This window comes from Nitrosospira sp. TNL200 (genome assembly GCF_055386305.1).
The window spans coordinates 1,168,336-1,191,517 of record NZ_AP041003.1; the positions used below are offsets into that span (position 1 = coordinate 1,168,336).

Below are 23,182 nucleotides of genomic sequence, written 5' to 3' on the forward strand. Positions count from 1 at the left end.
GCTCAGGAAGAGCTGAACGAATCCCCGCTGGACGCGTTGCTGGTAAAATCGGAATGATCATGAAACGCGATGCAGGCCGTAGCCTAATCTGATTGTCGCGTCGCCTGATTCCACGATTCGACCCATTTTGTCAGGGCCTGTTGATAGGCCCTGACTTGAAAAAATGCGAGCGTGGTTCCTGTTTCCTGTTGCTTCGGCCGGCGCCTTCGCTTAATAAAGTTTCAATTCTCTTCCCGGGAATGCAATAATTTGTGCACGGGGCCGGCTTCGACTTTGACAAGGCAGACATGCAGCAACTACCCGACTTGATCGCTTGCAAGGAATGCGATGCTGTTCATCGCAGGCTGGCGCTCGGCCATAACGAGGTTGCCCGTTGCAGCCGCTGTGGCGCGGAGCTGGAGCGCGACATGCGTGAACATGTCGGGCGTGTCTTGCCTCTGACGATTGCCAGCCTGTTCATGTACGTTATCGCCAACGTTTTTCCGGTGGCCGGATTGGAATTCCATGGCATCGTCAATCATACAACGCTCATGGGTGCGGTTTTGTCGCTGGGTGCGGAAGAAATGTATTTGCTGGCATTTCTGGTATTTGTCACTACCATTCTGTTTCCCTTGCTTCAGCTTCTGGGGCTGGTTTATCTGCTGATTTCGATAAGCGGGACCGGGCGACGATCCCATGGGCTCAGTCTATGGGTGCGCATGATTCAAACCTTTCGTCCCTGGGTGATGGTGGAGGTTTTGCTATTGGGTGCCATTGTCGCGTTCGTCAAGTTGACGAGCATGGCAACTGTATTCCCCGGCCCCGCGCTATGGGCGCTGGGGGGGCTGGCCCTGCTTTTTGCTTCGGTGCTCTCATTCAATCCCCGGTATATCTGGCATATGGCTCCTCCCGAACGCAGAAAAAAGCTTGCGACAGCGGCGGATAGGGCCAGTGCCGCTCCATCGGCTGAAAAAGCCGTAACCGCGAAGCCGGAGTCGCCGTGAAGACCGCTGCAAGGCTTGGCATGGTGCTGTGCGGCCATTGCGCCGCGTTGTGGAAGGATGTCCAGGCTCATGATCGATGCGGACGCTGTGGCGCGAGATTGCATCCACGGAAGCCGGATAGCCTCAATCGAACCTGGGCTCTGGTGATTGCAGCCTGTATCATGTATCTTCCGGCGAACCTGCTGCCTGTAATGATTACCGCATCTTTCCCCAGGGAGGAGCAGCAGGATACCATCATGAGCGGCATCATTTATTTCTGGACTTCCGGCTCATGGGTGCTGGCGGTCATCGTGTTTATCGCCAGCTTCCTGGTACCTCTTTTCAAGCTGGCCGTCATGATCCTGCTTCTGGTCACGGCATGGCGGCACAGCAGCTGGCGGCTCCTGGAACGGACAAGACTGTACCGCATCGTCGAACTGATCGGCCGCTGGTCCATGCTGGATGTTTTTGTGGTTTCCCTGTTGGCGGGATTGGTGCAGATCCAGGGTTTTGCCACCGTTCATGCCGGACCGGGAATTGTCGCTTTTGCGGCGGTAGTGGTGCTCACCATGTTTGCCTCGATGAGTTTCGATCCCCGGTTGATGTGGGACACTGGCGCACCGGAGCAAGAAAAACCGGATGAGTGACGACGAACAGGGTAGAAACGATAAGTCGGGAGGCGCCGGAGGACCCACCGAAGCCATGGCCGTGCCTGAGAGAGTGCGCCAGCGGGACTGGATTCCGTCGTTGATCTGGCTGATCCCCATACTCGCCGCTATCATCGGGATCTCGCTCGCGGTCAATACCTTGATCCAGCGGGGCCCCGGGATCACCATTGTTTTCAGCACCGCGGAAGGATTGGAGGCGGGCAAGACCAAGGTCAAGTACAAGGAGGTCGATATCGGCACGGTGCAATCCATCACCCTGAGTGAAGACCGCTCGCAGGTTCTGGTGAGTGTTCAGCTCAAGAAGGAGGCCAGAAGCTTTACCGCGGCCGACAGCCGCTTCTGGGTGGTGCGGCCGCGTATCGCGGGGTCCGGCATATCCGGGCTGAGTACGCTTCTGTTCGGATCCTATATCGGCGCCGACGCGGGTGTGTCAACCGACAAGGTGGATACCTTTGCCGGACTGGAGGTTCCACCCATAGTTACGCGCGACTCCTCCGGCAAGCAGTATGTATTGCGTGCCACGGATATCGGTTCTCTGGATATCGGTTCGCCTGTCTATTACCGCAGGATCAGGGTGGGCCAGGTCACGGCGTTCGATCTGGACGAGGATGGCAAGGGAATCACCCTGCGGATATTCGTCAATGCGCCTTATGACAAATTCGTAGGCATCAATACGCGCTTCTGGGATGCCAGCGGTTTTGATATGGAAGTCAATGCGAGTGGATTCACGCTCAAGGCGGAATCATTGTCCACCGTGGTGCTTGGAGGCCTGTCATTCGCGTCTCCGGATGACAGATCAGGACCTCCCGCCAACGAAAATACCGCTTTTTTTCTGGCGGAAAGCCAGGCCAGGGCATTGGAAGAGGACGATGGCGAACCGCAGATGATCCTGCTCAATTTCAAGCAATCCGTGCGAGGCCTGGCGCCGGGCGCCGAGGCCAGCTTCCGTGGGCTGGTGCTGGGGCAGGTCAAATCGATAGGCATCGAATACGATCGCAAGCGGAAGGAATTCAGCATGCCGGTGCTGGTGGAAGTTTATCCGAACCGTCTCGGCAGAAAATTTGCGGAGGACCGCAAGCAATCGAAATATTCGCCGCAAGAACGCCTGAATCTCATGATCAAACGCGGTCTTAGCGCACAGTTGCGAACGGGTAATTTTCTTACCGGCCAGACTTACATCGCTTTCGATTTTCATTCGGGGCCTGTTTCAATCGACAAGGATGCTCGCGGCATGGCGTCCGCTGACTCCTCCTTCCTGCATTTGCCTACTATTCCCAGCAGTACCGACCAGCTTCAGATGCAGGTCTCGGAAATCGCCCTCAAGCTGAGCAAGGTGCCATTCGACGAGATCGGCCGGGATCTGCAGCAATCGCTGGATGTGCTCAAGCAGACGCTGGAAAGTACCGGCCAACTGGCGGAAAAATTGAACGACGACGTGGCGCCGGAGATGATGGCGGCCATGAAGGATGTGCGCAGCACGGTGAATGCCGTGGAGCATACGCTGTCGGTGGATGCGCCGCTGCAGCAGGATTTGCGCGAAACATTGCAGGAATTAGCCCGCGCGGCTGCCTCGCTGAGAATTTTGACGGATTATTTCGAACGCCATCCGGAGTCGGTCATTCGCGGTAAACGGGGAAATGATAGATGACACGGGAACGACATGTCCTGTATGCCGTGGCCGCCCTGCTCGCTGCCGGCTGCGCCTCGATTCCGGAAACCCGGTTTTATACCCTTTCGGAGCCATCGGGCATCTCCGAAGCCAGTGATTCAATGCTGTCTCTTTCCTCCGGCCCTGTTTTCATCGACGTGATGCCCGTCCGCGTGCCTGAGCGGCTTGCTCGCCCGCAACTTGTCATCCGCACCCAGGGACAGGCATCCCGGCTTTTCATCCTGGAGCAGGACAGGTGGTCCTCGCACTTCAATTACGAGTTACGCGATGCCTTTACAACACGGATTGCGAGCCGGATCGGCGCGATAAACGAAACGCGCGGGCGCCGGGGGGCAGACCAGCCCGCCTATCGGATTGCGATCGAACTAAGCCAGTTCGATGCGGTGGTGGGGAAAGCCGTCAACGCGAGATTTGACTGGACGATCACGCGCACCACGGATAGCCGCGGTGCGGCATGTTATTCCGAGTTATCGGAATCTGTCAGCGGGGGCATAGATGGCGTGGTCGAAGGGGTGCGCCAGGCAGTTTCGCGGGTCGCAGGGGAGATATCGCGCAATCTTGCCGAATTGGATACGGGACAAGCCGTGGTTTGCCCGTCCCCGAGGGGAGAGTAATCCTGCATTTTTCGCTCCTCCCCAGTTTTTGATTCCGCAATTGATTCCGGTATGTTCCCGGCATGCGCCCGGCGCAAATGGGAACTGTGTCACTCGGGTGCCTCTAAGAGTGCGCAACCGTACCGTAACTCTTGCTCGACTTCTGGAGAATAAAGATAATTGATGCCGGTAAGCGTAGCGTAGGAGGCAGAGTCTGGACTGTTCTCGTTTCCCGGAGTATTCTCGCCGTTTGGCACGTTTTGATTGAATGGAGGCAGATATCGCGCTTCGTGCAACAGCACTACCTGGTGTTGTTGCCGGTAGTAGGTATAGATTTTGATGGATTCCAGCGATTCGGTTCCGAGAACAACCGCCTTGAATTGAAACTGACCGTTGATGTCCTTTGCCTGGACGGAATAGGGGTCAGTGCCCGGCAGGAAGTCTTCGGTATAGGTCATGCCACCCTGGGTGACTTTGCAACGCAGGAAGGGAGATGCGGGCGCGATTGATGGCAATAGCGCCACGCCGATGCAGAAGATTGTGGCCTTCGCAACAACTGGCCATATGCCGGGATAGCGGTTTGGGAAAGGCGTGCTCGGTTTCATCTGCGATGTTTATCGAAAAAGCTACGTCATACCTCAGCCGCTGGATGATTGCAATGGGATATTGGAACTATAGGCCTGCGCCTGGCAACCGTTATATTTCTGTAAGGATGTTATGAGCAAGTTATTCAGGTCCGCCAGTCAGCCGACGGATGCCGGAGGAAGACCGAGGTATGCCAATGGGAAATCTTCATCCCTGTCCGGAAGCCCTGTGTGAACCACTGCCAGCACCTTATGCACGAAGAGAAAAAAAGAAAAGAGAGGCCGGAAGCGATCATGAAGGGTATTTTGCCTTCATATCCCTTACATACTTCCATTTTTTCCTGTCCCCATCATGATGAAAGATAGCCATAAAAGATTGATCCTGCCACTGATATGCGCGCTGCTGCTGGCAGGCTGCGCTACCACGCATCCCCTACTTCAGGGAGAAGTGGAAACCGACCCGATCGATCCTTATGAGAATCTTAACCGGAAGTCCTACGATCTCACGGATATCCTCGACAGGAAGATCCTGGAGCCGGTAGCCAATGTCTACATGGATTATGTGCCGCTTCCCATGCAGCGTTCCGTCGGAAACTTCTATGATAATCTCGGATATCCGAATGTCATTCTAAATGATTTTTTGCAGGGCAAGGTGCGCCAGGGATTTGGAGATACGCTGCGCTTCGTGGTCAATTCCACCATCGGCCTCGCCGGATTATTCGATATGGCGTCACCGATGGGGTTGCCGCAGCATGACGAAGATTTCGGCCAGACTCTGGGCGTTTGGGGAGTCGATGCGACGACTTATCTTTTCATTCCCCTGCTGGGACCCAGCAGCAACCGCGACGTATCCGGCATTCCCGTCAGCGTCGCCACCAATGTCCTGCTATGGACGGGCATCTATCTGGTCGGCGCACCGGTCACGATGCCGCTTGGCGCCCTTGACGTCATTCAGAAGCGAGCCCGGCTCTCCGGCCCCATGCAACTCCGCGACGAGGCCGCGCTGGATCCTTATCTCTTCGTGCGCGATGGCTATCTGCAGCAGCGCAAGCATTTGATATACGATGGTGATCCGCCGCCGGAAAGCTACGAGGAATCCAAGGAAATGGAATCTCCGGTCCGGCCACAGCCTTGAGCATATATAGGTGAACATGAGGCATCATCATCGAGCGGCGGCCTCGCTGCTGATCTGCACGTTGCTGGCAACCGGTTGTGCCGCTCCGCGTCCGCGGGGCGACGTTGGCGAAGCTATGGGTCCGATTGATCCCTATGAGGATGTCAACCGTAAATCCTACAACATCACCGACGTCCTCGACCGAAAAATCCTGGAACCGGTTGCAAACAAGTATACCGAATACGTACCCATCCGCATGCAACATTCCATCGCGAATTTTTATGATAATCTCGCCTATCCGAATGTAATCTTAAATGGATTTTTGCAGGGAAAGATACGCCAGGGATTTCAGGATACATTGCGTTTTGTCGTCAACACGACCATAGGCGGGGTGGGCCTCTTCGATATGGCGACCCCGATGGGCCTGCTGGCACATGACGAAGATTTCGGGCAAACGCTGGGTGTGTGGGGCGTTGATGCAAATACCTATCTCTTCATTCCCCTGCTCGGGCCCAGCAGCAACCGCGATGCACCGGGTATTCCGGTAAGTATGTTGACCAGCGCTCTTTTCTGGACAGGCATCTACGTGATCGGTGCGCCGGTTACCATTCCGCTCGGTACCCTCGGCGTGGTCCAGAAACGGTCGAGGCTGACCGGTCCCATGCGGCTTCGGGATGAGGCCGCGCTGGATCCTTATCTCTTCGTGCGCGATGGCTATCTGCAGCAGCGCAAGCATTTGATATACGATGGAAACCCGCCCACGGAAAGTTATGATGACCTGCTGGATGACGAAGCTATCCAGTCCCCATCCCCATCAAAATAAAGAGGCATCATTTCCCGTTGCAACGGTAACAACACCTCGGTATCATATGGTTATATAGGAAATCTCCGGCCAGTTCCCGAAAGAGCCTATTCAGTGCTTCCATAGCTTCAAGTTGATTACATCATTCCTTTTTGCAAGCCGTTGCTTGCAGTTCTGAATCCGGGCGCTTCAACCCGCATGCCCGGTGCGGTCAGGCAGAAAACTCTAACCTAATGCGGCCGCAGGAATATTCTGCGGCCTGTGGATCAGTTTTTCCACGGGGCGATGCACTTTGCCATGTTTATCAAGTACCTTTTCCGTCCGTGTCCGGCAAGATGCCCCCCCATTTTCGTATCGACTCTTGCCTTTTTCCTGGTGGGGCTAGGCAGCGACTACGCTGAGGCCCAGTGGTTCTGGACAAAGAGCAAGCCTGCCACCGTTACCATAGACGCTCCGGAGCCGGTGCGGGCACTGCTCGAAACCCATTTCCATCTGCCGGATGCGCCGGTTGCGGATGAAACCTTGCGTGCTGCTTTAATGCGCAGGGCGAAACGCGAGTTAGGCGAATTGCTCGCTACCGAGGGTTACTTTGCTCCTTCGGTAACCCTTGAGTTCCTGTCGCCGGATAAGCCGCCGGTGCTGCATGTCGACCCGGGGCCGCGAACGCTGGTAGCGGAGTTCGATATCGAATTCAAGGGAGATATCGCGGCTGACGAGCCGGGACGGCGCGCGCGGATAGGGAAGTTGCGGGCCGCCTGGAGCCTGGGAGTGGATCAGCCATTCCGCTCTCCGGCCTGGGAGGAAGCCAAGGCCATGCTGTTGTCCAGTGTCGCCGGTGAAGATTATCCAGCCGTCTCCATTGAGGAAAGCAAGGCGGTGGTGGATGCCGGCGCCGCCCGTGTTCGTCTCCTGGTAAGGCTGGATTCCGGCCCGGCTTTCCGCTATGGGCAATTGGCGATAAAAGGACTCAATCGTTACGAACAATCGCTGATAAGCGGACTTGCTCCTTTCAAGGCCGGCGATCCCTACCGTCGGGACCAGTTGCTCGCATTCCAGACAAAGCTGCAGAATTTACCTCAGTTCGGCTCCGTCAGTGTCCGCATCGACCCGGATCCTGCAATGCACCAAGCCGCTCCGGTTGAGGTGGTTCTGACGGAGGCGAAGTCGCAACGGATATCGTTTGGCGCAGGCTATAGTTCCAATACCGGCGGGCGGGGGGAGATCAATTACACGCATAACGATCTCCTGGATCAGGCGTTGCGGCTGAACAGCGTCTTGCGCATCGAACAAAAGCGCCAGACCCTCTCAGCCACGCTGGATAGCATTCCCAACCAGGAAGGCTGCTGGTTCTCGGCGGGAGCGAGCCTGGACAGAACGTTCATCCAGCAACTGGAAACCATGCGGGAAAAGGTGAGTCTCAGCCGTAATCAACTGGCGGGAGCAGTGGAAACACGTGTCTTCCTCAATTGGCAGCGGGAAGATCGCGCTCCGAAAGGAGGACTGCACCAGATCAATCAGACATTGATGCTGGATGGACACATACGCTACCGCTCGATCGATAATCCACTGTTTCCCCGTGATGGCAGCACTACCGAATTGCGCATCGGCGGTGGCAGCAAGGAGGTGTTATCCGATCAGGATTTCCTGCGCACCTATGCGCGGCATCAATTCTGGTATCCGGTTGGCAGGCGCCACGTTTTATTCCTGCGGGGCGAAATGGGGTATACGTTTGCTCCCTCCCGGTTTGGCATCCCGCAGGAATACCTGTTTCGCGCAGGCGGCATCCAATCGGTGCGCGGCTACGCCTTTCAGAGTCTGGGCGTGCATGAGGGGCTCGCCGTGGTCGGAGGTCTGGTCATGGCTACCGGCACGATTGAATATAATCACTGGATTACACCCAGTTGGGGCGCGGCGGTTTTCACCGACGTGGGTGATGCGGCGGACAGCTTGCGAAGCCTGAATCTGGCTGTCGGATATGGCGCCGGCATCAGGTGGCGCAGTCCTGTTGGCCCGCTGGCACTGGATCTTGCGCGCGGACAGAGGGACGGCAAGCTGCGGATGCACTTTTCCATCGCGGTCGCCTTCTGACCGAATGCATAAGTCTTCTCCCTCGCTCGCTACCCGGGACTCCTCCCACTCCGGGAGGTCCAGAAGCATGGGAGCGGGAAATGGACTGGCATCATACAGGACCGAGCGGGTGGCTATGGCGTTGGTGCGGATATGACGGAACGCAGCATTCCGATCAGTGTCAGCAACCAGATCAAAAGCGCAAACCAGCCCCAGTATTGGGAAGCGGTGCCAAGAAATCCGATACCGGTTATTTTTGCCAGTGAAAGGGTGCAGGCGGTATACATGCCCATCGGGAAAACCCTGCTCCAGGATGGAGGGCTATAGAAATGATACTGCTTCCCGAACGCGAGTCTCGACCACGGAAAAGCTTTTATCCATGCGGGTGGAGAATCGGCGATGTTGATGCAGACGAATTGCCGGACATCCATGATGAGCTGATAGGGAATCCAGGATGTTCCGATCGCCCACGCGAGTATGGACAGGTTGAAAGTAATCTCACGGATGTTTTCCAGTTGCGGCATATCCGACATATGCGGCATGTAGAGGACAAATTCCGCGCCTGCCAGGGTAATGATGGCCGGTGCTCCCATGCAGATCCAGTAAGGCGCTTCCCAATCCATGGGCTTGAGGCCGATGAAAAACAGGCGATAAATCAATATAGGCATGATGACCAGATACATGAGGAAGCCGCTTGACCAGAAAGTCCATAGTGCAATATACACATGGCCGGATTGCAGGTTTGCCGCATTCAGCAGCCGCAGTCCCAGCAGCGCCACCGATACCGTGCTGACGATGATCAACAGCGTGGCGCCATTCACCAGTTCGTGCGCAGGTTTTTTTCTGAGAGGAATGAAATTGAAAAAAATGAAATAGATGAATATGAACCAGCTGGTCAGCGCGATAAGCCACAGGGCGCAGGCGAGGCCCGTGGCCTGCTGGAAGATGACTAACTGCATGCCCAAAGTATTGGTGCCCACGACAAACGTCAAGAACAGCCATGAACGCTGAAGCGTTTTCAGGTCTGCAATCAAGTCCGGACGGAAGAGTAATGCCCGTGCAGCCAGGATGGTGCATAAAATCGGGTAGAACGCCAGATTCAGCCGAAAAAGTGCCTGTGATATGCCGGTGAAAGCCAGTGCGTCAAAGGCGATGGACATGATGCCGGTAGCCATCACTACCGCAAAGTATGCGGGATGGAAATCTTTTGCAATATTGCGGGTGATGGCGACGCACCGTTTCATGAATACCAGTTCGCGTATGGTGGTTCCTCTTCGAGTACGTTATCGGCTGCTCCGATCACACGTCGATGCAGCCTGCGTAAATTGTAATATGCGCATCCGGTTTTTTATTCGTTTTCTGGATCGGTATGATTGATATGAACAGAGCCATATTGGGTTTACAGCGGGAGCATAAGTGCATATGGCGCGGCTGAGCCACGAACGCGAATCAGGTGGTTCCGGCATGAAAAAATGGAAAGTTCTGGCGTTGCTGCTTCCGATCCTGGCCGTGATTGTTGCCAGCGCAGGCATGTGGCTGATGACAACCCAATCTGCTCTGGTATGGCTGGGATCGGCTGCGTCGCACGCCAGCAAAGGCAAATTAACCCTGGAGGGTCTGGGTGGCGCGCTATCCGGGGAGGCGATCAGCGCGCGCACCGTCCGCTTCGAAAGCGGCAACCTGATTGTCATCGCCCGGGATATACGGCTGCAGTGGCAGCCGCACGCCCTTGCGGCGCGGTGGCTGGAAATCACGGCATTGGCTGCGGGAGATATCGAGATCATTTCGCTACCGTCTTCAGAACCGGACTCCCTGCCTGAAAGCCTGAAGCTGCCACTGGCGGTTTCGCTGCGCAAGCTCGATATCGGCAGCATTCGCGTATTGAGCGAAGCAGGGGGCAACCCGCAATTTACGGCGACGGAAGTGATGGCCAGTCTGGAAAGCGATGGGCGCACCCATCGCGTATCCGATCTGCGCGCAAGACTGGAGTTCGGTACGCTGGCGGCTTCCGGCCGGATAGCAGGGGCGAGGCCATTCGACCTGGATGTCCGGATAGAGCTGGCTGGCCTGGCAATCGCGGCGGACAGGGGGATACCGGAAGCGCGCATCTCGGCCATTCTTGCCGGGAACCTGGAACGGCTGAATATAAAAGCGGAAGGCGCAAGTGCGAAAGATGCCGGATTGACGGGAGACGCCGAGGCCGAGCTGCAGCCATACTCTCCACTCAAGGTGGCAAGCCTGCGCCTGGCGCTGACTGGTCTCGATCCTCAGGCATTTTCGCCAGCCGCGCCCAAGGCCACTCTGGCACTGCAGGCGAGTTTCCGGCAAACCGGCTCAGATCGTCTTGCTGGAACCCTGACGGGCAGAAACAGTGCTTCCACGACGTTCGATCAAGGGGGCCTGCCCATACAGGCAGTACGCGCGCAGGCAATACTCTCCAGGGAATCGATCCAGTTCGACGAACTGGTGCTGGCCGTGCCCGGCGGCGGCGCGATTTCGGGAACCGCTGGGTGGCAAGGGGTGCAGAAAAAGGCATCCGCCGATCTGGCGGTCAGCGGGATCGATCCGGCACGGCTGGATACGCGCTTGCGTTCCGCCAGCATCAGTGGAAGCATCCAACTGAGCGGAGACGAAAATGACCAGCGCGGCGTCCTGTCGCTCAAGGATCGCAAGCTGCAAATGGACGTGGTCTTCATGAAAGCCGCGGACATGTTGACTTTGGAAAAAATGCATCTCAGGCATGGGCGTTCGAGCCTCGCGGGCAGGGGCGGGCTTGGACTCGGCAAACCACAACCGATTTATTTTGAAGGAAATATCCAGCACTTCGACATTTCCGCATTTGCACAGGTGCCTCGCACCGATCTCAACGCCACGCTGAGGCTGGCGGGTGAACGGCAATCCGGACCGAAGAGCCAGCCGGCAGGCAGCGTCCATTTCAAGATGGGCAACAGCCATATAGCCGGGCAGTCTGTCACGGGGCAGGGGCGGATAGAACTGGCGCGATACGATCCGGACAGCAAGCGTCCGCAAGGCAATGGAGAAATCGAGCTGCGGCTCGGGGTCAACTGGTTGGCTGCGCGAGGGAGCTTCGGCCGCCCGGGTGATCACCTGCGGCTGGATCTTGTTGCGCCCGCGCTGGCGCAAATCAGGCAAGGACTGGGCGGATCGCTCAACGCCGGGGGAGTGGTGGAAAGCAGCCTGGCCGGGCTCGAACAAGGCAGAGCGAAATTGCCGGACATGCGTTTCACCATCGAGGGGAAAGGGCTGGCTTTCAACGGAAAGCATACCTTTGCGACTCTGGCGGCCGAGGGCGGCCTGCAGGCCGATGCCATCGCGCTGAAACTGTCGCTGACGGATTATGCGGAGGAGGCGAAAACCCGGCTCCAGCGTCTGGATGTGGAAGTGGAAGGAAGCGCTTCCCGGCATCGATTGCAAGTGGCAGCGCTGATGGGCGCGGGCCAGAACCTGGCGCTGAGAGCGAGTGGGGGAGTCGAATCCGTGCAACGTTGGCGGGATGCGCATTGGGCGGGAGAGGTATACGAATTTTCGGGGACGGGTCAACTTCCCTTTCATCTGGTGTCCGCCGCTACGCTGCGGTTGGGTTCTGCTCATTTCACCCTTGGTGCGGCAAACCTCGCCGTCGCAGGCGGCGATGTGCGTATCGGCGGAATCGAGTGGACGCCCCGGCAGTGGAGCAGCAGGGGCAATTTTACTCGCATCGGCTTGCGTGCCCGTACGGATGTGGGTGACTCGAAAAATGGCGGGAAACAGGAAGAGGCGGGTCCAGAGCCGCTTCGATTGGGGGGAGAATGGAACATCGCATCGGCCACGCAGTTGAAAGGGTCGCTAAGAGTGGCGCGGGAAAGCGGCGACTGGATTCTGCCGGGGGACTCGCCATTTCCGCTGGGGCTGCAGACGCTTGAATTGGCGGCTTACGCCGCCGAGGGCAGGATAACCGGGGAACTGAAAGCCCAGGGAAAACGTCTCGGTCTGGCCAGCGCCAGCGCCACTGTTCCGGTAACCCGATCCGACACCGCGCTGGGCTGGATGGTGTTGCCCAATGCCGCCATGGGCGGGCTCATTTTCGTGAGTATGGAGGACATTTCCTGGGCTGGAGCTGCTTTCGACAATACCAATAATTTGAGAACGGGCGGACAACTCGCCCTCGAGGCTGACCTAGTCGGGACTTTCGGTACCCCGCGACTCAAGGGCCGGATACGTGGCGACCGTCTGGCACTGGCCCTGCTGGACCAAGGCGTGAGACTGGAACAGGGCGTCCTTGCGGCGCGCTTCACCGAGGAGGCCCTGCACATGGAGAAACTCGATTTTACTGCGCCCCATCAGCCCCCGCCGGAGGATCCGCTGCTGAAGCATCTCAAGATGGAAAAAGGCCCCGGAAAATTGGTGGCATCTGGAGTAATGGATCTGACAGGCAAGCGGGGAGATCTTGAGATTACCGCGAATCTTCTTCCGCTGGCTCAGCGCCCCGATCGCTGGATCATTGCTTCGGGAAATGGGCGCGCCACGCTGGAAAACAATATTCTTGCCTTGAAGGGCAGGCTTGCCGCGGATGGCGGCTTGCTAGCCCAGCCAACAGCCGGAAAACCGCACCTGCCGGATGATGTGATAGTTATCGAGGAAAACGCGTCCGCCGAGCATGGTCGGCAACAAGCCGACCGCAAAGGGCTGCGAATCCAAATGGAAGCGACTCTCGATCTGGGAAACCGCTTCTTCATTCGCGCTTCCGGTCTCCAGGGACGGCTGGATGGCCAACTGCGGCTGCAGGAAGAGCCTGGACGGCCATTACGGGCCAGCGGCACCATCGCCGCGCGCGATACCAAGTTCGAGGCCTATGGACAGGATCTGACGGTGGAGCGCGGTATCGTGAATTTTCAGGGTCCGCTCGACGACCCCGCATTGAACGTGCTTGCCGTGCGCAAGGGATTGGCGGTGCAGGCAGGTGTCGAAGTGACCGGCAGCGTACGGCAACCCAAGGTACAACTGGTATCCACCCCGAACGTTCCCGACCTGGAGAAACTTTCATGGATTACCCTGGGCCGTGCGCCCGGAGGAAAGGCTGACGCCTCGTTGTTGCTTGCTGCGGCCGGATCCATTCTGGGCGGGCAGGCAGGCGGCATCACCGAAAAAATCAGCCGCACGATCGGAGTGGATGAACTCGCCATACGGCAATCCGGAGCCGATGCGCTGACAGGACAGGTGGGTGTTGTCGGCAAGCGCCTTTCGGATAAGGCCTATATCAGCTATGAACAGGGCCTGGTCGCCGTTGCTGGGGTCACCAAGCTTACTTACAACCTGACTCCCAGGATCACGCTGGTCACGCGTGCCGGCATGGATAATGCGATAGATGTGCTTTATACGCTGGCGTTCGATTGAGGAGAATCCTGACAGGAATGAGGCTGTTGCTCAAGGTGATAAGTCTTCTTCTTTTTCAGTGTTTCGGAGGACATATACCAATCGTTAATCACAAGATCCAGAGAAACAGTCATCGATGCACCAAAAAATTCATTTCGGAAGCCAGCGAGGACGGAACAAAATTTCTCGGGCGCCTGCAAAAGGATTTTCGACCGCTACGCGCATTGATCTGATATCTTATTTGGATAAATCGCGATTACTACCTATAAGTAACAAAAATGGCAAGTTGTCCCTGCAGCCAATCGGAAACCGGAAGCAAGCCGTCGGGTGCGAGACGGCATGATCCTTGCACAAGGGTTGGCAAGGAATACGCCAGCTGCTGCGGCCGCTACCTGGAAAATGGGGAGGCTGCTCCCACTGCGGAAGCACTGATGCGGTCGCGCTATACTGCATATGCGCTCCGCCGGGAAGATTATCTGCTGCAAACGTGGCATCCGGAAACCCGTCCGGGTTCGCTCGAACTGGCAGATGAAGCCGGTCAAAAATGGCTGGGTCTGGAAATAAGGCGGCATGAGCAACCGGAGCCGGATCGGGCGTTGGTGGAATTCGTGGCGCGATACAAGGTAGCCGGTCGGGCGTACTGTTTGCACGAGGTCAGCCGGTTCGTGCGCGATGCCGGACAATGGCTGTACGTTGATGGGGATATCCGGGATGGCTGAGCCTGAATCCGGCAGCGATGCGCCTTGCCCCGCACTCCATAAACCGCACCCTCCACCCTGTCCAACTGCCGGATTCAGGCTGAATGGATCACGCCGGAAACCCGCCCCCACCAGAAGAGCTGCGGGAAACGCTGAGCAGTGTTTTCCGGAGGAAAATCGACAGAAGTGATAGGCGACCGTCGTAAACAGTAAGAGTAAGCAACCCCAAGGGCGATCGAGGGTCGATCCTTGCGTCCCGGGGCGCGTTGGAAAGGCCTGCCGAAAAGCATAACGGGCCATATATGGCCCGTTATGCTTGGTGATTCAGACTGCTACAGATCGAGAATCATAATTTGCCGGAGCCCGAGTTCCAGTCCGTAGGATTTGCGCGCGCCTTGGCTTTGTTCTCCCGTTCGCTGCGCTCGGTGGCGTAATCGCCCTTTGCGAGTTCCGCCGCCATTTTCTGATGATAAGCGGCTTGCTGTATATTGCTCTCCACGGCCCGCTCGTATTTATGCAGCAAGGCCGTGGTATGGGACTGCAGGTCCTGCGCCTGACGGCCATACATGTAGCTCTTTTCCTGGTATTGCGACAGCAGCTTCTTCTGCTCATCCGCTTTCACCAGCAATTGCCGGGCATTGTTCTTATACTGCTTCGCAAGGCGATCATGATCGGCGTAAGTCCGGGCGCTCTGCGCAGCCTGGTCGAGTTCGGCGTTATGCACTTCGAGCGCACCCGTTTGCGCGCAGGAGGCAAGAAGACCTGCCATCGATATGGCTGCGACGAATTTTCCTATTTTTGCTTTCATGATAGTAATGAGCCCAAATAGAATGACGTGATTGCATCCTACCCGAGCCAATACCATCAGTATATTGGGGAAACCCTGGTTTTATGCTAAGGGTTTCCCTTAGGTCATATTTTTATTGCAGAAGTGGATAAAGCTGGATGAGGAATTTTCCAACCCAGGAGAAGAGTTGAACAGCGCCTCCCTAGCGCTCCTCGGCGCTCCACTGAGTGGCGTACCTTATCAGGTCGGCGCCATCTTTCAGATTCAACTTGGAGCGGATGTTGAAACGGTGCGTTTCAATGGTCTTGATGCTGCGGCTGAGCAGCTTGGCGATTTCCTGGCTGCTGTGCCCTGCTCCGATCAGATGCAGCACTTCAAATTCGCTCGGGGTCAGGCTGTTGATCAGCGGTTCGGATTGCGAGCCTCCACCCGCAACCCGGTTCAGCATGCGAGCTTGCATCTGCTTGCTGAGGTAGACATTCCCGGCTAGCACTTCGCGTATGGCTGTCACGAGCACGTCGCCCGGTTCCTGCTTCATTACATAGCCGCGGGCGCCTCCCCGCAAGGCGCGCTGGGCATAGGCGCCTTCATCATGCATGGAAACAACGAGTACGGGCAGGTTGGGAATGAGGTTGTGCAGGCTTCTTATCACTTCGAATCCCGAAAGGGTCTTGAGGGATACGTCCATCAGCACGATATCCGGTGGAGGCCCGGACTTGAGCATGGCCAATGCCTCATCGCCGTCGCCAGCTTCCGCCACCACCTCCATATCGGGTTCGAGATCGATCAGCATTGCCATGCCATGCCGCAACATGGCGTGGTCGTCCACCAGCATCACTTTTGATTTCATGGTTGGCATGGTTGGCATAACGATATATTGGACGCTATGTTCAGTCGGTTCGCATTTCCAGGCGCACCTCCACGCCTCCTTCGGGACGCTTGAGAAAGGCTAGCGTCGCCCCGAACTGACGGGCGCGATATTGCATGATTTTTATGCCCATTCCCGGTGTCATGCCGTTTTTTGCGCTGGTGCCTGCAAAACCCCTGCCATTATCGCATATGGAGAGGCGCAATATCCCTTCACTCGAGGCTAGTGAAATGATCAGATGGTTCGCGCCGCCGTGGCGTATGGCGTTATTGACCGCCTCCTGGGTTATCCGGTAGAGATTGAGTGCAGAATCATTATCCCTGATGATCACGCCATTTTTGCACACGAAATCGCAAGTGATCTTGTAGGTGGCCGCGATTCTCGATGCAAACGCCTGCAGCGCGGCTGTAAGACCGTTGGTTTCCAGTTCGAACGGGAGCAGTCCCTGTGCGATCTGTTTGCATAGCATCACTGCGACCTGCGCCTGGGACGCGATCGAGGCGGCGATGGTTGCGGCATCCACACTTCCGCATGCGGCTATCTTCTTTTCGAGGGCCTTGGCCTGGTAGCCTATCGACGCGATCTGCTGCCCAAGATTATCGTGCAATTCCTGTCCGATGAGCCGCTGCTGTTCTTCAGCTATGGAAACCAGGGCCTGCTCCAGGCGCTTGCGCTCGAGCCACATTTCCAGGTCCCTCGCCACGGCATCGATCAGCCGCTGTTCTTCGGGAATCAGGAACGGCTTGTCCTCCGGGTAGAATACGCGCAACTGGCCGCAAGGCCTGCCATTGACGCTGATTTCCGATTGCAGTTCGTGCGTAAGCCCTTTTCCATGATTATCGGAGTTGAAGCGCCTGCCATCGAGCTCGATCACGGCGGTGGCGATTTCCGGAAACTGCATGGCCGGTATCAGGTATTCGAAAATATGCTGGCAGGCGCTGTCGACAGATAATTCCAGTCCCATTCCCCGGCGGATTTCATAGAGGCACACAATCTCTTTCAGGCGCTCTCGCAGCGCCTCGTCGATCTGCTTGCGCTCGAGCCATATCTCCAGATCCCTCGCCACGGCATCGATCAGCCGCTGCTCTTCGGGAACCAGGAACGGCTTGTCCTCCGGGTAGAATACGCGCAGCTGGCCGCAGGTCTTGCCATTGACGCGGATCTCCGATTGCAGCTCGTGCGTGAGGCCTTTTCCATGATTATCGGAGTTGAAGCGCCTGCCATCGAGCTCGATCACGGCGGTGGCGATTTCCGGAAACTGCATGGCCGGTATCAGGTATTCGAAAATATGCTGGCAGGCGCTGTCGACAGATAATTCCAGTCCCATTCCCCGGCGGATTTCATAGAGGCACACAATCTCTTTCAGGCGCTCGCGCAGCGCCTCGTCGATCTGCTTGCGCTCGAGCCATATCTCCAGGTTGCTCGCTATGGCGTCGATGAGCCGCTGTTCTTCCGGTAGCAGGAACGGCTTGTCTTCAGGATAGAATACGCGCAGTTGGCCGCAGATCCTGCCATTGGCGCTGATCTTCGATCGCAGTTCGTGCGTGAGTCCCTGTCCATGGTTTCCTGAAGTGAAGCGCTCGCCTTCGAGTTCTATCATCGCTGTTGCAATCGCGGCGAACTGCATTGCCGGGATCAGGTGGGCAAAGACATGGCGGCTGACTTCTTCCAGGGAGAGTTCCTGTCCCATGCCGCGGCGAATCTCGTACAGGCAGGTTATTTCTTTCAAGCGTTCGTGCAGCCTGCCTCCGGAGTTTGCGGGTTCCTCGGCCGGGCGCCGGCAGAAATCCTCGGGCTGGTTCGTTTCTATGGGCATGGAGACTCCTGGTTTTGTCCATCTCGTCGATCTGTGATTCAACCCGCCTTCGGCCCGGTCACGGGTAGCAGGGTTGTCGCGACGAGCTCGACGAATCTATTATATGCTGGGTGATTGTCACCTGGCTGAAAATGGTGTACATACAAATTTTTATGAACAGCTGACAAACCGATGTTGAAAGAAGAAGACGACGAAAAATACGGTATCCATTCACGGGCGGGAATACTTTCCATACTCCGGGCCATGATGCAGAGCAATTGCCTGGTAACCTGCCATTTTGGCGGATATCAGATTCCTACCGCCATTATCGACATCGATGGAGAAAATGGCGATATGGTGCTGGACTATGGTCCGGATGAGACGATCAACAAGCAGGTACTCGAAGCCGATGCGATTCACATGGTGGCCTATCTGGAAAAGGTAAAAATCGAGTTTACCTGCGAGGGGTTTGAAAAAATCGAATACGAAGGACGAGACGCTTTTCTTGCTCTTGTTCCCCAAATACTATTGCGTTTCCAGAGGAGAGAGCATTACCGCATCCCTGTTCCGGCCGTTCCCCTGGTGAAATGCACGATTCTGCTAGCCGGATCCCAACGGGTGGTAAACCAATCCATCAGGGTGGAAGTCATCGTATCCGATATCGGTGGCGGCGGCATGGCGATGATCGATTCCCGGTCAAAGGTGGGTTTCCAGGTAGGCGCCCTCTACCGCGATTGCCTGGTGACGTTGCCGGAAGTGGGCACTGCGAAGGTCAACCTGCAGGTACAGCATGTTTCGGAAATTGCCGAAGGAAACGGCCAGCGCGCGCGATGCGCGTATGTGGATATTCCGGAAACTACATTGTCCCTTATTCAGCGCTACGTGAACAAGCTGGAGCAGGAGCGAAGAAGAAAGCAGTGATTGCAGTCATCCTGAACATGCGTGAGAGTTCCTCCGACTCTGTCGGGGAGGCAGCGAAAGTTTGACATATACGGAAGCCCATCAGGGAAGACCTGAAAAAGGAATTTACTCTAGGGAAGCGCTGAATAAATCTCCGCTGGCGCGGCGGTGGGTTTGCGGGATGGGATGCGCGAAAGGCGACGACGCGAATGGTTGATCCCCTTCGCCAGGAGCCTGACAAGGCAGACCACTCGCAAAGCCCCGCCCCATAAGGGTTGCAGTAAAATCGGGTGCTCACCGCGTTGCGCTCCTTGGCATCGTAGTCCCGGCTACGACCTGCGTCGCGCGCCTTATGATCATCCCGATTTTACCAGCAACGCGCTCAGTGAGGATTTGTTCAGCGCTTCCCTAGACACCGGATTTATCAAGCAACCATCGAAACGCGCGACGCAATTCAAGTGTCCCGTTCTCTTCATACCACCTGCCATGGGCAAGAATAATTCGTGCCGGATCCCATTGAATCATTTTTTGAACGGCTTTCCTTAATTCCTTACCGGAAAAAGTCAGGCGCATATCGCGCGGCGTTTTGCCGTCCGGATCCTGCACGCCGCCCAGGCGTGTCAACCAGCGCAGAAGGAAAGAGTCGAGTTTTTCCGGTTCGAAGTTCTCGATGAGATCTGTTAGAAGCAGCGTCCGGCTTGGATAGTGAAAGAACTCGATCTCCGTCATGAATTTTCCTCTGACAGGGAGCGTGGCGATTTCCCTATCCCAGGGATAGCCACGATCATCATCCAGTCCGGTAAAATCAAAATCGATACGATTCCGTGCTTGTTCTTTTATGCGTGGAGCGAGGTAAACTGTCGCCGTCGGATAAGCGTTTTTCCAGTCGGGAATCCACCAATAATGGATACGGTTCGGACCGACAATCCAGCGGGGAGCTCCCAGCTTTTCCACCGCTGTTTTTAGTTCGGGAGTCAGGCAGGTGGGGGAGTGGATCAGCAGCCCGCCGCAAGCAAGGCGGATTATCGTCATTCTGGTCGGAAAGCGCATTTTGGGCCAGGGCAGGCCAAACCGGATGATTGGGCCATCGACAATCCAGAGGTCTTGCGTCACCGGTTTGATAACGTTAAGCGGCGGATAGACGCCATGGCTACGGTGATCCATAATTCCCAATCATCAAAAGTAAAAGCTCAAAGGGAAATGTTGGAAAAAACAAGCCGGAAATCTGCGGCATGTTGCTTACGGAACTCTTGCCATTTCGTCTGTTTTGAGAGTAGGTTCCTTGCTGCCGGGTCAACGCTGCCAGGTATTGATATGGACGAATTAATCTCCAATAAGTTTTGTCGCCGCTGACGCTGCCATCGTGATTGAACAAACAATATCCATGCAGGCAATGGTGCTGGATGAGCCCGGGCAGCCCGTGGAGCTGCGTACCATCCCCCGGCCCCAGCCGGGTCCGCGCCAATTGCTGGTGAAGATAGCGGCCTGCGCGGTGTGCCGCACGGATCTGCATGTGATCGATGGAGAACTGCCCAATTCGGATTTGCCCATTATTCCCGGGCACGAAATCGTGGGCAGGGTGGAGGCGTGCGGTGCCGATGTGGATGGTTTTTCCATCGGGCAGCGTATCGGCATTCCCTGGCTGGGCTGGACGTGCGGCGAATGCCGGTATTGCCGCAATGGCATGGAGAACCTGTGCCCGAAGGCCAGATTCACCGGCTATCAGATCAATGGTGGTTATGCCGGTTATACTGTCGCGGATGCACGCTATTGTTTTCGCATTCCGGACATCTATAGCGATGTCGAAGCAGCCCCTCTGCTATGCGCGGGCCTCATCGGGTATCGCGCGCTGAAAATGACCGGAGAAGCCGAGCGAGTGGGAATTTACGGCTTTGGCGCGGCCGCGCATATCGTGGCGCAAATACTGGCTTATCAAGGTCGCGAGTTATTTGCCTTCACCCGCGCCGGCGATGTGGCGGCGCAGAATTTTGCCGACAGGATGAGGGCGGCGTGGGTGGGCGGATCGGATACCATGCCGCCGGAAGAGCTCGATGCCGCGATCATTTTTGCGCCGGTGGGCGCGCTGGTGCCAGCGGCACTGCGCGCGATCCGGCCCGGCGGGACCGTGGTATGCGGAGGCATCCACATGAGCGATATCCCGGCCTTTCCCTACGACATTCTCTGGCGGGAAAAACGGCTGGTCTCGGTCGCCAATCTGACGCGGCGCGATGCGGAAGAGTTTCTCGCGCTGGCGCCGCAAATCCCCGTCAAGGTAATCACCGAATCTTTTTCTCTGCCTCAAGCGAACGTGGCCTTGACAAGGCTGCGCGAAGGAAAGCTGACGGGCGCGGCAGTACTTATTCCCGGGAAATGAAAAAGCATGGGAATTCCAAAAATATCCTCGTTGCCGGCTGCGCCTTGCGTGGAATATGCCCCAGTCTGTTATAATTGGCCGGCTGTCTGGAACAGCTTTTAATCGGTCTTCAGCGCCCGTAGCTCAGTTGGATAGAGTACTTGGCTACGAACCAAGGGGTCGTGGGTTCGAATCCTGCCGGGCGCGCCATAAAATCAAGGGGTTAGATGAAAGTCTAACTCCTTTTTCTTTTTCTTCCGCCACCATCTCAAAAAGTGCCCAACAAAGTGCCCAACAGATTGGCTGGCTGCAAGGGTATTGTAGTCACACACTCAGGTCTTATAGTTGTGTTACAGCTTGGTCTTCTACTTGATTGGAAGTTAAGCGAGTGTGTGTATTAGCTGTGTTACTCCAAGTCATGAGATTTAGAGAGGGTGGGGTGGGACCACGGACTTGATACCCCCCGCCTGGGTTGAAGTATTGCTCATAGAGCACAAGTCATTTTCAGATATATGACAATAGCATATTTAATTACGTGATGGAGCACTCGAAGTAGGGAGCGCCCTGATTGCGTCGAAATTTATTACAGCAGTTACAAGGGCGAATATGTAATAGCTTGAATCCATGAGATTAGGTTGCCTTGGCATAATTAATGCTTGAATGGCGCCATAACTTCTACAGCGAAATCTAACACTTGTATCGACTGCTATCTAAGGGGAGAGAATGACAAAACTGACCAAAGATCAGTTGGACTTTTTGGAACATTACAACCTGCCGCTTTCACGTGTTCTCGATGCTACAGGTATGCCCAGATCACTGTATCAAAGGAGAATGGCTGATGGAGGCTATGTTGTTGCTATGGGCGTGACACCCTGTAAACGAGGGCATTCACTCAGGAAAAAGTCTGGTCATTGCGTTCAGTGTAGCCCTGCAAACCTTGGTTATGAGGCGAGATATAATGACCCGGGCGAAGTTTATGTTGCTCACTCGGCAAAAAATAACCTAACAAAAATAGGATCAACAGCATCATCCGTTCAATCTCGAATCGATCAGATTAACTCAGATAGGTACGGCGGTATCAATGATTGGAGGTTTCACTGGTCATGCAAATGTGACCATGCGGGCCGGGTTGAAAGCGAAACGCACCAAGCTCTTCATAGTTTTCGAGCAGAGGGAAGAAGCTATTTTAAGAGTGGATCAGAAGTGCTGTGCAATGAGATTTTCAGTTGTAGTTTGACACAAGCGGTGAGTGCGGTGGAAAGGGCAGTAGCAGCTAAATTTATCTCAGTAAAACAACGGAACCAACAAACTGAAATTTCCCGAAACTCGCAAAACGCGCTTACGATCGCAAAATTTGCGAGTGAACTCGGCGTACTCTCGGCAGTATTGCTTGAGCAATTGAAGGCTGCCGGCGTCAGCAAGCATCAGACCAAGGATAGCCTGACTGAGACAGATAAGACTCAACTCCTTGAGTATTTGCGCGGAATCCATGGCGCGAAGGATGAAAAAGGCAAGATTTCTCTGCCACGGCGCCAGACTTCTGAAATCAACAAATCGGATAGCACCGGGCGTCCCCGCAGTATCCAGGTGGAGGTTCGCAAGACGCGTGTTATTGTCAGAGGTGATTTAGCCAAGAAGGCCGAGCCGGCTGCATTCGTGCCTTTAGCGCCAGCCCCGGTTCTCGCGCCGGTAGTAGATGCCGTACAGCATTTGCGTCAAGAGGAAGCAAGGAAGCAGGCTGAGCTGATCGCACGACAAGTTGCCGAACTGAGGGAAAAGAATTTAAGTCAGAAGGCTGCGGTTTTGGCAGCCGGTTTGAGTGAGGCATGACACGGCATTACAGGACCGCCGTACAAGAATCGCCTACATGACTCCTGTACATGAGCAAATAATCTCTTGCTCATCCGTGAGACTTATTTAAACTATCTACTTGTGATCGGGGTGTTCCC

The 23,182-nt window shown here is 55.9% G+C and carries 18 protein-coding genes and 1 tRNA gene; 13 read left to right on the forward strand and 6 right to left on the reverse strand.

Translation table 11 applies throughout. The features are described from left to right. Positions 1-251: 251 nt before the first annotated feature. Genes ACZ5CE_RS05190 through ACZ5CE_RS05205 form a run of 4 tightly spaced genes read left to right on the forward strand, consistent with a single transcriptional unit; the run spans position 252 to position 3,913 of the window. Complete coding sequence (locus tag ACZ5CE_RS05190; protein ID WP_464576749.1) at positions 252-983, forward strand: paraquat-inducible protein A; 732 nt, start codon at positions 252-254, stop codon at positions 981-983. Continuing rightward, positions 980-1,609: a paraquat-inducible protein A gene (locus ACZ5CE_RS05195; RefSeq protein WP_464576750.1), complete on the forward strand. Its 630-nt coding sequence runs from the start codon at positions 980-982 to the stop codon at positions 1,607-1,609. The genes ACZ5CE_RS05190 and ACZ5CE_RS05195 overlap by 4 nt, the downstream gene beginning before the upstream one ends. Further along, the gene (locus tag ACZ5CE_RS05200; protein WP_464576751.1) at positions 1,602-3,278 is read left to right on the forward strand and encodes a PqiB family protein; all 1,677 of its coding nucleotides are present in this window, start codon (positions 1,602-1,604) and stop codon (positions 3,276-3,278) included. The genes ACZ5CE_RS05195 and ACZ5CE_RS05200 overlap by 8 nt, the downstream gene beginning before the upstream one ends. Then, the gene (locus tag ACZ5CE_RS05205; RefSeq protein ID WP_464576752.1) at positions 3,275-3,913 is read left to right on the forward strand and encodes a PqiC family protein; all 639 of its coding nucleotides are present in this window, start codon (positions 3,275-3,277) and stop codon (positions 3,911-3,913) included. Before ACZ5CE_RS05200 ends, ACZ5CE_RS05205 begins: the two co-directional genes overlap by 4 nt. A gap of 89 nt (positions 3,914-4,002) precedes the next feature. Here ACZ5CE_RS05205 and ACZ5CE_RS05210 read toward each other — a convergent pair whose 3' ends face one another. Then, entirely contained in the window at positions 4,003-4,497 is a 495-nt protein-coding gene (locus ACZ5CE_RS05210; protein WP_464576753.1) for a hypothetical protein, read from the reverse strand. A 331-nt stretch (positions 4,498-4,828) separates the two neighbouring features. Between ACZ5CE_RS05210 and ACZ5CE_RS05215 the strand changes: the two genes are divergently transcribed. From ACZ5CE_RS05215 to ACZ5CE_RS05225, 3 genes are all read left to right on the forward strand, one after another. Next, entirely contained in the window at positions 4,829-5,611 is a 783-nt protein-coding gene (locus ACZ5CE_RS05215) for an MlaA family lipoprotein (protein ID WP_464576754.1), read from the forward strand. A 16-nt stretch (positions 5,612-5,627) separates the two neighbouring features. Next, entirely contained in the window at positions 5,628-6,413 is a 786-nt protein-coding gene (locus tag ACZ5CE_RS05220) for an MlaA family lipoprotein (RefSeq protein ID WP_464577438.1), read from the forward strand. 240 nt (positions 6,414-6,653) lie between these two features. Then, the gene (locus tag ACZ5CE_RS05225) at positions 6,654-8,480 is read left to right on the forward strand and encodes an autotransporter assembly complex protein TamA (RefSeq protein ID WP_464576755.1); all 1,827 of its coding nucleotides are present in this window, start codon (positions 6,654-6,656) and stop codon (positions 8,478-8,480) included. 113 nt (positions 8,481-8,593) lie between these two features. On the opposite strand, the gene ACZ5CE_RS05230 is transcribed toward ACZ5CE_RS05225, so the two are convergent. Next, positions 8,594-9,703, reverse strand: coding sequence for a tellurite resistance/C4-dicarboxylate transporter family protein (locus tag ACZ5CE_RS05230; protein ID WP_464576756.1), 1,110 nt, complete (start codon positions 9,701-9,703; stop codon positions 8,594-8,596). Between the two features lie 220 nt (positions 9,704-9,923). Between ACZ5CE_RS05230 and ACZ5CE_RS05235 the strand changes: the two genes are divergently transcribed. After that, complete coding sequence (locus ACZ5CE_RS05235; RefSeq protein WP_464576757.1) at positions 9,924-13,853, forward strand: translocation/assembly module TamB domain-containing protein; 3,930 nt, start codon at positions 9,924-9,926, stop codon at positions 13,851-13,853. A gap of 257 nt (positions 13,854-14,110) precedes the next feature. Next, the gene (locus tag ACZ5CE_RS05240; protein WP_464576758.1) at positions 14,111-14,551 is read left to right on the forward strand and encodes a YchJ family protein; all 441 of its coding nucleotides are present in this window, start codon (positions 14,111-14,113) and stop codon (positions 14,549-14,551) included. Positions 14,552-14,876: 325 nt separating this feature from the next. Here ACZ5CE_RS05240 and ACZ5CE_RS05245 read toward each other — a convergent pair whose 3' ends face one another. From ACZ5CE_RS05245 to ACZ5CE_RS05255, 3 genes are all read right to left on the reverse strand, one after another. Then, positions 14,877-15,338 carry a hypothetical protein gene (locus ACZ5CE_RS05245; RefSeq protein WP_464576759.1) on the reverse strand — a complete coding sequence of 154 codons (462 nt, stop codon included), beginning with the start codon at positions 15,336-15,338 and terminating at the stop codon, positions 14,877-14,879. A gap of 181 nt (positions 15,339-15,519) precedes the next feature. Next, complete coding sequence (locus ACZ5CE_RS05250) at positions 15,520-16,176, reverse strand: response regulator (protein WP_464576760.1); 657 nt, start codon at positions 16,174-16,176, stop codon at positions 15,520-15,522. A 31-nt stretch (positions 16,177-16,207) separates the two neighbouring features. Further along, complete coding sequence (locus tag ACZ5CE_RS05255) at positions 16,208-18,001, reverse strand: sensor histidine kinase (RefSeq protein ID WP_464576761.1); 1,794 nt, start codon at positions 17,999-18,001, stop codon at positions 16,208-16,210. A gap of 171 nt (positions 18,002-18,172) precedes the next feature. Here ACZ5CE_RS05255 and ACZ5CE_RS05260 point away from each other — a divergent pair, with 171 nt between their 5' ends. Then, positions 18,173-18,901, forward strand: coding sequence for a flagellar brake protein (locus ACZ5CE_RS05260; protein WP_464576762.1), 729 nt, complete (start codon positions 18,173-18,175; stop codon positions 18,899-18,901). Between the two features lie 387 nt (positions 18,902-19,288). Here ACZ5CE_RS05260 and ACZ5CE_RS05265 read toward each other — a convergent pair whose 3' ends face one another. Beyond that, the gene (locus ACZ5CE_RS05265) at positions 19,289-20,044 is read right to left on the reverse strand and encodes a DUF4336 domain-containing protein (RefSeq protein WP_464576763.1); all 756 of its coding nucleotides are present in this window, start codon (positions 20,042-20,044) and stop codon (positions 19,289-19,291) included. 199 nt (positions 20,045-20,243) lie between these two features. Between ACZ5CE_RS05265 and ACZ5CE_RS05270 the strand changes: the two genes are divergently transcribed. The 3 genes from ACZ5CE_RS05270 (at position 20,244) to ACZ5CE_RS05280 (ending at position 23,063) form a co-directional block, all read left to right on the forward strand. Next, positions 20,244-21,254, forward strand: coding sequence for a zinc-dependent alcohol dehydrogenase family protein (locus ACZ5CE_RS05270; protein WP_464576764.1), 1,011 nt, complete (start codon positions 20,244-20,246; stop codon positions 21,252-21,254). A gap of 112 nt (positions 21,255-21,366) precedes the next feature. After that, positions 21,367-21,443: transfer RNA gene (locus ACZ5CE_RS05275), tRNA-Arg, on the forward strand. A 513-nt stretch (positions 21,444-21,956) separates the two neighbouring features. Next, a complete protein-coding gene (locus tag ACZ5CE_RS05280; RefSeq protein ID WP_464576765.1) occupies positions 21,957-23,063 on the forward strand; it encodes a translation initiation factor IF-2 associated domain-containing protein in 1,107 nt (368 codons plus the stop codon). Positions 23,064-23,182: the final 119 nt, after the last annotated feature.